A 12,377-nucleotide genomic window follows, 5' to 3' on the forward strand; every position below is an offset into this window, starting at 1 on the left:
AACTTGAGATGGATTTCAGACAGAAATTGGAGTCCAAATATAGAGAGATATTAACGAATTATTTAGCTGACCGCTCAGAGCAGGCATTATATCAAGGACAAAAGTTAAGTAGGAATGCAATTGAACGGAACATTCCTCCAGAGGAAATTGTCAGCATCCATAGAAATATTATGGCTGAGATGTTTCCAGAAAAATTTAACGATAGAATGCAGGAGTCTTTTGATATACTGCTTGAAGTGATGGTGGCATATGGTTTTGCTTACCGCGAACACCAAAATTTAAAGCATATTCAACAGGAATTAAGAACCGAAATGGAAATCGCGGCTAATGTGCAAAAAACATTGCTTGGGACAGAGATTCCATGTAAAAAAGACATGGATATTGGAGCAATCAGCGTCCCAGCAAAACATATGAATGGTGATTATTTTAATTTTGTTGAGGATGAAAATAATAGTGTGAGCATCGCAATAGCTGATGTTATTGGAAAAGGGCTACCAGCAGCCCTTTGTATGTCTATGATTAAATATGCTATGGACAGTTTACCAGAAAATCGTAAAACGCCTACTCTGGTGTTGGAGAATCTAAATCGTGTTGTGGAACAAAATGTTGATTTAACGATGTTTATTACGATGTTTTATGGCACATATCATATCGATCATCATATCTTTTCCTATGCCTCTGCTGGGCACGAACCAGGCTTGTTTTATCATGCGGAAACACAGACATTTTCTGAGTTGCCTGCAAAGGGTCTATTATTAGGTATTGAAAAGAACACGAAATATAGAAAGTACGAAAAAGAAGTGATGCCTGGGGATATGATTATTTTGATGTCTGATGGCGTAACTGAATCAAGAACAAAAGAAGGCTTTATTGAAAGAGAAGAATTATTAGCCTTAATTGAGAAAAACATACACTTAAAAGCACAAAATATTGTGCAAAACGTATATAAAGAACTTGAAAAATTACAAGATTTCCAATTAAGGGATGATTTTACTTTAATTATATTAAGAAGAAATGTTTAAGCTAAAATTAAAAGGGTAAATGAGGAGTAACCAGCTATTCCTAAAAGGTGGGCAAAATATGAACATTAATATAGATGTAAATCATAATCAAAATATTACTGAGGTAACTGTAGGTGGAGAGATTGATGTATACACTGCACCAGAATTAAAGAAAGAACTTATTCCGCTTTCTGAAAAAGATAATGTGGAGATGATTGTTGATCTTTCGGGTGTTTCCTATATGGATAGCACCGGCTTAGGTGTTTTTGTAGGACTTTTCAAAAATGTACGTGCGCACGATGGTCAATTTAAAATCATTGGGCTTTCTAGTCGTTTAAAAAGGCTGTTCGAAATTACTGGTCTTGCTGACATTATTGATATCAGCACCAAAATGGAAGGTGAAAAGAAATGACCGAGTCGTACGACTACATTGAGATGAAAATCCCATCGAAGCCGGAATACGTCGGTATTATTAGATTAACCTTATCTGGTATTGCCAGTAGAATGGGATTTAACTATGACGAAATTGAAGATTTGAAGATTGCAACGAGTGAAGCTTGTACAAATGCAGTTCAGCATGCATACAAAAACAACGAAAATGGTGAAGTGCTTGTAGGATTCGGCCTTTATAAAAATAAATTAGAAGTCATGGTTGCGGATGAAGGTGAGAGCTTGGATTTTCAACAAGCAAGAGACAGTGCAGGTCCTTATCAAGCAAATGATTCTGTTGAATTTTTACGAGAAGGAGGATTAGGCCTTTACCTAATAGAAACATTAATGGATGAAGTGAAAATTCATCATCAAAAAGGTGTAACAGTCTTTATGACTAAGTACCTAGAAGGAGAGCAGGTGGAGAGTGATGCAGAAGCAATCTCAACCTAAACAACGATCAAAAGAAGAGATTAATAATCTCATACAACAATATCAATTACATCAGGACGAATACGCACAGGAACAACTTGTTGAACAGTATTACAAATTGGTTGAATCCATCGCACGAAAATACTCTAAAGGTAGACCTTATCACGAAGATATTGTTCAAGTAGGTGTGATTGGACTACTTGGTGCGATTCGTAGATATGACGCTTCTTTTGGCAAAACGTTTGAAGCATTTGCTATTCCGACAATCATCGGTGAGATTAAACGTTTCTTACGGGACAAAACCTGGAGCGTGCATGTACCGAGACGAATAAAAGAATTAGGGCCAAAGATCAAAGCTACGGCGGAAGAATTAACAACTACTTTGCAACGTTCGCCTAAGGTCGAGGAAATTGCGGATGCTCTAGAAGTAACAGAAGAAGAAGTTTTAGAAGCAATGGAGATGGGCAAAAGTTATCAGGCGTTATCAGTTGACCATTCCATTGAAGCTGATTCCGACGGTGGTACTGTTACGCTCCTGGATATTGTCGGTAATGTGGATGATGGCTATGAAAAAGTCAATCAAATGCTCGTACTTGAAAAAGTGTTGCATGTTTTATCAGATCGAGAGAAACAAGTTATCCAGTTTACATTCCTAGAAAATCTAAGCCAAAAAGAAACAGGGGAAAGACTGGATATTTCTCAAATGCATGTATCAAGGCTGCAAAGAAGAGCAATTAAAAAATTGCAAGAAGCCATCCATGCTGAAAATGAAGGTTCGGAGTATATTCTATGATGAATGATCCACATCAAATGGACGTCATTACCGATCAGCTTGCTAAACGTGGTCAGTCCGTTTGTGGTGATTCTTTTTATTATCACACAACTGATGATTATTTTATTTGTGTATTAGCTGATGGTTTAGGTAGTGGAGAATATGCAAATGAAGCTTCATCTGCTGTTGTCAATACCGTTAGAGAAAATCACGATTTAGATATTTCAACCATTATGGATTTAAGTAATCAGTCACTTTTACATAAAAGAGGCGCTGCGGTAGGTGTGATTAAGATTAATTTTCACACAAAAGAATTAGCCTACTGTTGTACGGGAAATATTCGTTTTTTCTTTTATGGGGATACTGAGAAGCTCATTTACCCACTGCCAACATCGGGTTATTTGTCAGGAAAGCGTCAAGCATTTAAAATTCACCGTTTTGATTATACAAACGGAATTAAATTCTTGATGTTTTCAGATGGATACCCCATTTCTGGTATAAAAAAACTGATGAATAAATATTTACCAATCGAAGCAACTGCGAAGTTAATTAGGGCGCAGAACATGAATCTTATAGACGATGCAACATTTATAATCGGAAGCTTGCAATGATTGTTTCAATCAGCAAGCTTTTTTTTGCTCTTTAAAACACGAATCAAGACGGGGCTATAGCCAAAAATGCTTTACCTTTAAAATTTTGGTAGAATAAAGCAATAGTACAGTTTGCACTCAGGAAGGTGAAGAGACATGGATGATAAGAAAGAAATTTTTGGACGAATAGCAAAAGAATTTTCATTATCCACAAAACAAATTGATCGAACCATCGCGTTAATTGAAGAGGGAAATACCGTTCCGTTTATTGCGCGTTATCGAAAAGAAATGACCGGTGCGTTAAATGAAGTACAAATCAAAGATATTGTTGAAAGATGGCAATACATACAAAACGTGAAGCAGAGAAAACAAGAAGTACTTAGGTTAATAGAAGAGCAAGGGAAATTAACCCCGGAATTATCTAATCAAATAGAAAAAGCGGAGAAATTGCAGGAAGTAGAAGATTTATATCGTCCGTACAAACAAAAAAGAAGAACAAAAGCAACCGTAGCGAAAGAAAAAGAACTAGAACCATTAGCTACTTGGTTATTATCCTATCAAAATGATGATACGCCTGAAGAAAAAGCAACACACTTCCTAAATGAGGAAAAAGGTGTCACAACAGTTGAAGAAGCGCTTCAGGGGGCGCGAGATATTATTGCAGAAATGGTATCTGATGATGCGCAAAGTAGGAAGTGGATTCGCGAAAAAACATATAAACAAGGAATTATTGAATCAGCTGTTAAAGATGAAAGCATCGACGAAAAGCATGTGTATGAGATGTATTATGAATATAGTGAAAACGTAGGTAAAATTGTTCCTCACCGTATACTAGCATTAAATCGTGGGGAAAAAGAAGGCGTACTTAAAGTCAGTATTAAGGTGGAACAAGAGCCAATTTTACAGTATTTAAATCGAAAATGGATCACTGTATCAAAACATATCAATGCACCATTTGTGGAAGAAGCGATTGAAGATGGTTATAAACGCTTAATTCAACCATCAATTGAAAGAGAATTAAGGGCTGAACTAACCGAAAAAGGTGAGGAACAGGCGATTAAAATTTTCTCTGAAAATCTTAAGAATCTCCTTTTACAACCACCACTAAAAGGGAAAGTCGTCCTTGCGGTAGATCCAGCTTATCGTACAGGCTGCAAATTAGCGGTCATTGATGAAACAGGTAAGGTATTAAAGATTGATGTTATCTATCCTCATCCGCCTGTTTCTAAATTAGGTGTAGCCAAAGACAAAGTCCTTTCCATGCTCAAAGCATATGAAGTGAAGATGGTGGCTATAGGTAATGGAACGGCATCAAGAGAGACAGAACAGTTTATTGCTGACTTGCTGAAAGAATTGAATGAAGAAATCTATTATTTAATCGTAAATGAAGCGGGGGCAAGTGTCTATTCCGCATCTGATATTGCACGTGAAGAATTCCCTGACTTTCAAGTTGAAGAAAGAAGCGCTGTTTCAATCGGGAGGAGACTACAAGATCCACTTGCTGAACTAGTAAAAATTGACCCTAAATCAGTTGGTGTCGGTCAATACCAACATGATGTCTCTCAAAAAAGGTTAACGGAATCATTAGATTTTGTTGTCGAGACGGCTGTAAACCAAGTTGGAGTGAATGTGAATACAGCTTCTCCGTCACTATTACAACATGTAGCTGGTTTATCGAAGGCTGTCGCAACGAATATTGTTAAGAAAAGAGAAGAAGAAGGCAAATTTACTAATCGGAAACAATTAAAGAAAATTCCTCGCTTAGGCGCGAAGACGTACGAGCAAGCCATTGGATTCTTGCGAATTGTTGATGGAGAGGAAGCATTAGACAGAACATCGATTCACCCTGAAACCTATGGGGAAGTAAGTAAATTGCTTAAAATGTTAAAGATGAATTCTAACCATTTAGGCTCTGCACAATTAATAGAAGCGTTAAGCCAGTTATCTATAAAAGAAACAGCAGAAGAATTAAATATTGGTGAATTAACGCTCAAGGATATAATTGATGCATTAATGAAACCTGGTCGAGACCCTAGGGATGAATTACCTGCTCCGCTATTAAAGAAAGAAGTATTAAAGCTGGATGATTTGAAGGAAGGGATGGAACTTCAAGGGACCGTCCGAAATGTAGTTGATTTCGGAGCTTTTGTAGATATTGGCGTGAAGCAAGATGGTTTAGTCCATATCTCAAAGCTAAGTAATCGGTTTGTGAAACATCCGTTAGATGTCGTATCTGTTGGTGATGTTGTGACTGTATGGGTCGATTCGGTTGATCAACAAAAAGGCAGAGTGGCGTTAACCATGCTCCAACAAGGTCAATAAATAAGCATAAAAAGCCGTGGGATTTTTCCAACGGCTTTTTATGTAAATCATTGTGGGTTTGAGAAGGAGTTTCCTACGTACCAGAACAATGCTTCTTTCTATAAAAGTACCAGCATTGATTCAATAATTTGATTTGATAACGGTCCTTCTCTAAGAAAGCACGTTTCATTTGGTTCTGTAACCAAACAGGCATGGAATAGCCTCCTTTCTCTCACTTTCCACGGTCCTTTATGCTATGCTAATGTATATCAATTGTATGCGCTTATAGGTTGTCACGTGCTAATTTTATCCTTGAAAGGAGTGAAGAAATGAGTGATAAGGAATTACAAAGGTTAGTTGAAGAAGTATCTTTGAGGTGGTTCGATCTTCCTTTTCGTCATACAGCGAAATTCAATAGTAGATTAAGAACAACCGGAGGACGATATATGCTGTCTGATCACCGCATTGAAATTAATCCGACATATTATCAGCATCTAGGAATGGAAGAATTAGTTGGTATTATTAAACATGAACTATGTCATTACCATCTGCATTTGGCTGGGGCAGGCTATCAACATCGAGATAGTGATTTTCGGAGGCTAATGGCTAAAGTAGGTGCACCAAGGCATTGTTCGTCTTTACCTCAGAAAGTTTCTTACATTATGTATAAATGCAACCAGTGCAATCAACTCTATAGAAGGAAACGTCGAATAAACACAAACAAGTATAGATGTGGCCAATGTATGGGCAAATTAGTGTTAATATCTACTGATAAAAATAATTGAAATTCATGCTTGACTTTTTACATGGTGGTAATTATAATTTAAAGAGTCGATAAGGCAGTGCTTGTTGACTACATATTCTCTTTTAACATATTCCGCAGTAGCTCAGTGGTAGAGCATTCGGCTGTTAACCGAACGGTCGTAGGTTCGAATCCTACCTGCGGAGCCATTTTGGAGAAGTACTCAAGTGGCTGAAGAGGCGCCCCTGCTAAGGGTGTAGGTCGGGCAACTGGCGCGAGGGTTCAAATCCCTCCTTCTCCGCCATTCTTATATACATATTTGTTTTTCTTTTTTTATGTTATGGCCCCTTGGTCAAGCGGTTAAGACACCGCCCTTTCACGGCGGTAACACGGGTTCGAATCCCGTAGGGGTCATCTTTTTAAAGGTTAGGTCCGGTAGTTCAGTTGGTTAGAATGCCTGCCTGTCACGCAGGAGGTCGCGGGTTCGAGTCCCGTCCGGACCGCCATATCTTAATAATGGGCTATAGCCAAGCGGTAAGGCAACGGATTTTGATTCCGTCATTCGCAGGTTCGATCCCTGCTAGCCCAGCCATTTTTATGAGCCATTAGCTCAGTTGGTAGAGCATCTGACTTTTAATCAGAGGGTCGAAGGTTCGAGTCCTTCATGGCTCATCTTAAACAATTTATGCGGTCGTGGCGGAATGGCAGACGCGCTAGGTTGAGGGCCTAGTGGGTGAATAACCCGTGGAGGTTCAAGTCCTCTCGGCCGCACCAAAAAGATTTAAAAAAATACTTGACTCATTAAAATTAGTATGATATTATAATAGAGTTGCTTCAAGGCGCCCGTAGCTCAATTGGATAGAGCGTTTGACTACGGATCAAAAGGTTAGGGGTTCGACTCCTCTCGGGCGCGCCATATACTTACGGGAAGTAGCTCAGCTTGGTAGAGCACTTGGTTTGGGACCAAGGGGTCGCAGGTTCGAATCCTGTCTTCCCGACCATGCAAAACCAACAAATTAATTAAATGCGGGTGTAGTTTAGTGGTAAAACCTCAGCCTTCCAAGCTGATGATGAGGGTTCGATTCCCTTCACCCGCTCCATTACCAAAAAGATTGTTCTTTGAAAACTGAACGAACGTAAAACGTCAAGCGTAATTCTAAAAAAAGCTGATTTATCAGCAACAAAGCACCATAGGTGCAAATGAGCTAATCAAACACTTTATTGGAGAGTTTGATCCTGGCTCAGGACGAACGCTGGCGGCGTGCCTAATACATGCAAGTCGAGCGAATCTGAGGGAGCTTGCTCCCAAAGATTAGCGGCGGACGGGTGAGTAACACGTGGGCAACCTGCCTGTAAGACTGGGATAACTCCGGGAAACCGGGGCTAATACCGGATAATATCTATTTATACATATAATTAGATTGAAAGATGGTTCTGCTATCACTTACAGATGGGCCCGCGGCGCATTAGCTAGTTGGTGAGGTAACGGCTCACCAAGGCGACGATGCGTAGCCGACCTGAGAGGGTGATCGGCCACACTGGGACTGAGACACGGCCCAGACTCCTACGGGAGGCAGCAGTAGGGAATCTTCCGCAATGGACGAAAGTCTGACGGAGCAACGCCGCGTGAGTGATGAAGGTTTTCGGATCGTAAAACTCTGTTGTTAGGGAAGAACAAGTATCGGAGTAACTGCCGGTACCTTGACGGTACCTAACCAGAAAGCCACGGCTAACTACGTGCCAGCAGCCGCGGTAATACGTAGGTGGCAAGCGTTGTCCGGAATTATTGGGCGTAAAGCGCGCGCAGGCGGTTCCTTAAGTCTGATGTGAAAGCCCACGGCTCAACCGTGGAGGGTCATTGGAAACTGGGGAACTTGAGTGCAGAAGAGGAAAGTGGAATTCCAAGTGTAGCGGTGAAATGCGTAGAGATTTGGAGGAACACCAGTGGCGAAGGCGACTTTCTGGTCTGTAACTGACGCTGAGGCGCGAAAGCGTGGGGAGCAAACAGGATTAGATACCCTGGTAGTCCACGCCGTAAACGATGAGTGCTAAGTGTTAGAGGGTTTCCGCCCTTTAGTGCTGCAGCAAACGCATTAAGCACTCCGCCTGGGGAGTACGACCGCAAGGTTGAAACTCAAAGGAATTGACGGGGGCCCGCACAAGCGGTGGAGCATGTGGTTTAATTCGAAGCAACGCGAAGAACCTTACCAGGTCTTGACATCCTCTGACAATCCTAGAGATAGGACTTTCCCCTTCGGGGGACAGAGTGACAGGTGGTGCATGGTTGTCGTCAGCTCGTGTCGTGAGATGTTGGGTTAAGTCCCGCAACGAGCGCAACCCTTGATCTTAGTTGCCAGCATTTAGTTGGGCACTCTAAGGTGACTGCCGGTGACAAACCGGAGGAAGGTGGGGATGACGTCAAATCATCATGCCCCTTATGACCTGGGCTACACACGTGCTACAATGGATGGTACAAAGGGCTGCAAGACCGCGAGGTTTAGCCAATCCCATAAAACCATTCTCAGTTCGGATTGTAGGCTGCAACTCGCCTACATGAAGCCGGAATCGCTAGTAATCGCGGATCAGCATGCCGCGGTGAATACGTTCCCGGGCCTTGTACACACCGCCCGTCACACCACGAGAGTTTGTAACACCCGAAGTCGGTGGGGTAACCTTTTGGAGCCAGCCGCCTAAGGTGGGACAGATGATTGGGGTGAAGTCGTAACAAGGTAGCCGTATCGGAAGGTGCGGCTGGATCACCTCCTTTCTAAGGAATATACGGAATTAACTTGATGTTAGACTGTTCGTTCAGTTTTGAGAGTATAATCTCTCAATTCAATCGTTCTTTGAAAACTAGATAATGTAATGAAGAAGATTACCGAGTAATCGCCACCTTAGTTATTTTCTCTCTATATAATAGAGTAGAGATACTAAACTTTTTTAAAACACACAACCGTGAGGGAAGCGAAAGCAACCCAAACATATGGTTAAGTTAATAAGGGCGCACGGTGAATGCCTTGGCACTAGGAGCCGATGAAGGACGGGACTAACACCGATATGCTTCGGGGAGCTGTAAGTAAGCTTTGATCCGGAGATTTCCGAATGGGGAAACCCCCTATCCGTTATGGGATAGGATCCATACCTGAATACATAGGGTATGGAAGGCAGACCCGGGGAACTGAAACATCTAAGTACCCGGAGGAAGAGAAAGCAAACGCGATTCCCTGAGTAGCGGCGAGCGAAACGGGATTAGCCCAAACCAAGAGGCTTGCCTCTTGGGGTTGTAGGACATTCTATACGGAGTTACAAAGGAACGAGATAGACGAAGAGGTCTGGAAAGGCCCGCCATAGGAGGTAAAAGCCCTGTAGTTGAAACTTCGTTCCCTCCAGAGTGGATCCTGAGTACGGCGGGACACGAGAAATCCCGTCGGAAGCAGGGAGGACCATCTCCCAAGGCTAAATACTCCCTAGTGACCGATAGTGAACCAGTACCGTGAGGGAAAGGTGAAAAGCACCCCGGAAGGGGAGTGAAAGAGATCCTGAAACCGTGTGCCTACAAGTAGTTAGAGCCCGTTAATGGGTGATAGCGTGCCTTTTGTAGAATGAACCGGCGAGTTACGATTACATGCGAGGTTAAGTTGGACAGACGGAGCCGTAGCGAAAGCGAGTCTGAATAGGGCGAATGAGTATGTGGTCGTAGACCCGAAACCAGGTGATCTACCCATGTCCAGGGTGAAGTCCAGGTAACACTGGATGGAGGCCCGAACCCACGTACGTTGAAAAGTGCGGGGATGAGGTGTGGGTAGCGGAGAAATTCCAATCGAACTTGGAGATAGCTGGTTCTCTCCGAAATAGCTTTAGGGCTAGCCTCATGCGTAAGAATCTTGGAGGTAGAGCACTGTTTGGACTAGGGGCCCTCATCGGGTTACCGAATTCAGACAAACTCCGAATGCCAAAGATTTATCCATGGGAGTCAGACTGCGAGTGATAAGATCCGTAGTCAAGAGGGAAACAGCCCAGACCACCAGCTAAGGTCCCAAAGTATACGTTAAGTGGAAAAGGATGTGGAGTTGCTTAGACAACCAGGATGTTGGCTTAGAAGCAGCCACCATTTAAAGAGTGCGTAATAGCTCACTGGTCGAGTGACTCCGCGCCGAAAATGTACCGGGGCTAAACGTATCACCGAAGCTGTGGATTGAACATCGTTGATGTTCAGTGGTAGGAGAGCGTTCTAAGGGCGTTGAAGCTAGACCGTAAGGACTGGTGGAGCGCTTAGAAGTGAGAATGCCGGTATGAGTAGCGAAAGATGGGTGAGAATCCCATCCACCGAATGCCTAAGGTTTCCTGAGGAAGGCTCGTCCGCTCAGGGTTAGTCGGGACCTAAGCCGAGGCTGAAAAGCGTAGGCGATGGACAACAGGTTGATATTCCTGTACCACCGTATTCTGTTTGAGTGATGGGGGGACGCAGGAGGATAGGGTAAGCGCACTATTGGATGTGCGTCTAAGCAGTTAGAGGGACCATGAGGCAAATCCCATGGTCACATACCTTGAGCTGTGATAGCGAGGGAAATTTAGTACCGAAGTTCTTGATTCCACACTGCCAAGAAAAGCCTCTAGCGAGGAATAAGGTGCCCGTACCGCAAACCGACACAGGTAGGCGAGGAGAGAATCCTAAGGTGAGCGAGAGAACTCTCGTTAAGGAACTCGGCAAAATGACCCCGTAACTTCGGGAGAAGGGGTGCTCATTAGGGTGTTAAAGCCTTGATGAGCCGCAGTGAATAGGCCCAGGCGACTGTTTAGCAAAAACACAGGTCTCTGCGAAGCCGCAAGGCGAAGTATAGGGGCTGACGCCTGCCCGGTGCTGGAAGGTTAAGAGGAGAGGTTAGCTCACGCGAAGCTTTGAATCGAAGCCCCAGTAAACGGCGGCCGTAACTATAACGGTCCTAAGGTAGCGAAATTCCTTGTCGGGTAAGTTCCGACCCGCACGAAAGGCGTAACGATCTGGGCACTGTCTCAACGAGAGACTCGGTGAAATTATAGTACCTGTGAAGATGCAGGTTACCCGCGACAGGACGGAAAGACCCCGTGGAGCTTTACTGTAGCCTGATATTGAATTTTGGTACAGCTTGTACAGGATAGGTAGGAGCCTTAGAAGCCGGAGCGCTAGCTTCGGTGGAGGCGTCGGTGGGATACTACCCTGGCTGTATTGAAATTCTAACCCACATCCCTTATCGGGATGGGAGACAGTGTCAGGTGGGCAGTTTGACTGGGGCGGTCGCCTCCTAAAGAGTAACGGAGGCGCCCAAAGGTTCCCTCAGAATGGTTGGAAATCATTCGTAGAGTGTAAAGGCACAAGGGAGCTTGACTGCGAGACCTACAAGTCGAGCAGGGACGAAAGTCGGGCTTAGTGATCCGGTGGTTCCGCATGGAAGGGCCATCGCTCAACGGATAAAAGCTACCCCGGGGATAACAGGCTTATCTCCCCCAAGAGTCCACATCGACGGGGAGGTTTGGCACCTCGATGTCGGCTCATCGCATCCTGGGGCTGTAGTCGGTCCCAAGGGTTGGGCTGTTCGCCCATTAAAGCGGTACGCGAGCTGGGTTCAGAACGTCGTGAGACAGTTCGGTCCCTATCCGTCGTGGGCGCAGGAAATTTGAGAGGAGCTGTCCTTAGTACGAGAGGACCGGGATGGACGCACCGCTGGTGTACCAGTTGTCTTGCCAAAGGCATCGCTGGGTAGCTATGTGCGGAAGGGATAAGTGCTGAAAGCATCTAAGCATGAAGCCCCCCTCGAGATGAGATTTCCCATAGCGCAAGCTAGTAAGATCCCTGAAAGATGATCAGGTTGATAGGTTAGAGGTGGAAGTGTGGCGACACATGCAGCTGACTAATACTAATCGATCGAGGACTTAACCAATTCGAAATGCGGAGGCGCCTTGCCCAGGTGCGACAAGCATAAGGCGAATTTGACAGGAGGTTGTTCTTTAACCTCATGACAAATTTGACTTATGACCTCGAGCAACTAGGCGCCGCAGCTGGACAGAACTACGTAAGTAGTATCCTACAGCACGCATTCAGGCGATTACTCAATAAATATCTTCTTCAACAT

Annotated in this window: 8 protein-coding genes, 10 tRNA genes and 2 rRNA genes; 19 read left to right on the plus strand and 1 reads right to left on the minus strand. The window is 43.7% G+C overall.

Annotated elements, in window-relative coordinates:
- The first annotated feature begins 8 nt into the window (after nucleotides 1–8).
- From MKX67_RS02405 to MKX67_RS02430, 6 genes are all read left to right on the plus strand, one after another.
- Nucleotides 9–1,022 (plus strand): PP2C family protein-serine/threonine phosphatase, encoded by a 1,014-nt coding sequence (locus MKX67_RS02405; RefSeq protein WP_095370821.1) that lies wholly within the window; start codon nucleotides 9–11, stop codon nucleotides 1,020–1,022.
- A 58-nt stretch (nucleotides 1,023–1,080) separates the two neighbouring features.
- Nucleotides 1,081–1,413 carry an anti-sigma factor antagonist gene (locus MKX67_RS02410; protein WP_095370820.1) on the plus strand — a complete coding sequence of 111 codons (333 nt, stop codon included), beginning with the start codon at nucleotides 1,081–1,083 and terminating at the stop codon, nucleotides 1,411–1,413.
- Entirely contained in the window at nucleotides 1,410–1,883 is a 474-nt protein-coding gene (rsbW, locus tag MKX67_RS02415; RefSeq protein WP_095370819.1) for an anti-sigma B factor RsbW, read from the plus strand. The genes MKX67_RS02410 and rsbW overlap by 4 nt, the downstream gene beginning before the upstream one ends.
- On the plus strand, nucleotides 1,861–2,655 hold the full coding sequence (gene sigB, locus MKX67_RS02420) for an RNA polymerase sigma factor SigB (protein WP_322910324.1): 795 nt from the start codon (nucleotides 1,861–1,863) through the stop codon (nucleotides 2,653–2,655). Before rsbW ends, sigB begins: the two co-directional genes overlap by 23 nt.
- The gene (locus MKX67_RS02425) at nucleotides 2,652–3,245 is read left to right on the plus strand and encodes a PP2C family serine/threonine-protein phosphatase (RefSeq protein ID WP_224938125.1); all 594 of its coding nucleotides are present in this window, start codon (nucleotides 2,652–2,654) and stop codon (nucleotides 3,243–3,245) included. Before sigB ends, MKX67_RS02425 begins: the two co-directional genes overlap by 4 nt.
- A 135-nt stretch (nucleotides 3,246–3,380) precedes the next feature.
- Nucleotides 3,381–5,546: a Tex family protein gene (locus MKX67_RS02430; protein WP_342488802.1), complete on the plus strand. Its 2,166-nt coding sequence runs from the start codon at nucleotides 3,381–3,383 to the stop codon at nucleotides 5,544–5,546.
- 73 nt (nucleotides 5,547–5,619) lie between these two features.
- On the opposite strand, the gene cmpA is transcribed toward MKX67_RS02430, so the two are convergent.
- Entirely contained in the window at nucleotides 5,620–5,739 is a 120-nt protein-coding gene (gene cmpA / locus MKX67_RS02435; protein WP_095370816.1) for a cortex morphogenetic protein CmpA, read from the minus strand.
- 115 nt (nucleotides 5,740–5,854) lie between these two features.
- Between cmpA and MKX67_RS02440 the strand changes: the two genes are divergently transcribed.
- The 13 genes from MKX67_RS02440 (at nucleotide 5,855) to MKX67_RS02500 (ending at nucleotide 12,185) form a co-directional block, all read left to right on the plus strand.
- Complete coding sequence (locus MKX67_RS02440; protein ID WP_095370815.1) at nucleotides 5,855–6,310, plus strand: SprT family protein; 456 nt, start codon at nucleotides 5,855–5,857, stop codon at nucleotides 6,308–6,310.
- Between the two features lie 91 nt (nucleotides 6,311–6,401).
- Nucleotides 6,402–6,476, plus strand: a tRNA-Asn gene (locus tag MKX67_RS02445).
- Nucleotides 6,477–6,480: 4 nt separating this feature from the next.
- A tRNA-Ser gene (locus tag MKX67_RS02450) sits at nucleotides 6,481–6,571 on the plus strand.
- A 38-nt stretch (nucleotides 6,572–6,609) separates the two neighbouring features.
- Nucleotides 6,610–6,681, plus strand: a tRNA-Glu gene (locus MKX67_RS02455).
- Nucleotides 6,682–6,696: 15 nt separating this feature from the next.
- A tRNA-Asp gene (locus MKX67_RS02460) sits at nucleotides 6,697–6,773 on the plus strand.
- 11 nt (nucleotides 6,774–6,784) lie between these two features.
- Nucleotides 6,785–6,859, plus strand: a tRNA-Gln gene (locus tag MKX67_RS02465).
- Nucleotides 6,860–6,866: 7 nt separating this feature from the next.
- A tRNA-Lys gene (locus tag MKX67_RS02470) sits at nucleotides 6,867–6,939 on the plus strand.
- Nucleotides 6,940–6,954: 15 nt separating this feature from the next.
- A tRNA-Leu gene (locus MKX67_RS02475) sits at nucleotides 6,955–7,041 on the plus strand.
- 65 nt (nucleotides 7,042–7,106) lie between these two features.
- Nucleotides 7,107–7,183: transfer RNA gene (locus MKX67_RS02480), tRNA-Arg, on the plus strand.
- An 8-nt stretch (nucleotides 7,184–7,191) separates the two neighbouring features.
- Nucleotides 7,192–7,268 (plus strand) — tRNA-Pro (locus MKX67_RS02485).
- 25 nt (nucleotides 7,269–7,293) lie between these two features.
- Nucleotides 7,294–7,367: transfer RNA gene (locus MKX67_RS02490), tRNA-Gly, on the plus strand.
- A 118-nt stretch (nucleotides 7,368–7,485) separates the two neighbouring features.
- A 16S ribosomal RNA gene (locus tag MKX67_RS02495) occupies nucleotides 7,486–9,034 on the plus strand.
- A 218-nt stretch (nucleotides 9,035–9,252) separates the two neighbouring features.
- Nucleotides 9,253–12,185: ribosomal RNA gene (locus tag MKX67_RS02500) — 23S ribosomal RNA — on the plus strand.
- The 16S and 23S rRNA genes sit together here with 10 tRNA genes alongside, the layout of an rRNA operon.
- Nucleotides 12,186–12,377: the final 192 nt, after the last annotated feature.

The organism is Cytobacillus sp. FSL W7-1323, from assembly GCF_038595015.1.
In the GTDB taxonomy this organism is placed as follows: domain Bacteria; phylum Bacillota; class Bacilli; order Bacillales; family Cytobacillaceae; genus Cytobacillus; species Cytobacillus kochii.

Coding starts and splice junctions, on each gene's coding strand:
- MKX67_RS02405 (WP_095370821.1), top strand. CDS start 9: ATGGATTTCAGACAGAAATTGGAGTCCAAATATAGAGAGATATTAACG.
- MKX67_RS02410 (WP_095370820.1), top strand. CDS start 1,081: ATGAACATTAATATAGATGTAAATCATAATCAAAATATTACTGAGGTA.
- rsbW (WP_095370819.1), top strand. CDS start 1,410: ATGACCGAGTCGTACGACTACATTGAGATGAAAATCCCATCGAAGCCG.
- sigB (WP_322910324.1), top strand. CDS start 1,861: ATGCAGAAGCAATCTCAACCTAAACAACGATCAAAAGAAGAGATTAAT.
- MKX67_RS02425 (WP_224938125.1), top strand. CDS start 2,652: ATGATGAATGATCCACATCAAATGGACGTCATTACCGATCAGCTTGCT.
- MKX67_RS02430 (WP_342488802.1), top strand. CDS start 3,381: ATGGATGATAAGAAAGAAATTTTTGGACGAATAGCAAAAGAATTTTCA.
- cmpA (WP_095370816.1), bottom strand. CDS start 5,739: ATGCCTGTTTGGTTACAGAACCAAATGAAACGTGCTTTCTTAGAGAAG.
- MKX67_RS02440 (WP_095370815.1), top strand. CDS start 5,855: ATGAGTGATAAGGAATTACAAAGGTTAGTTGAAGAAGTATCTTTGAGG.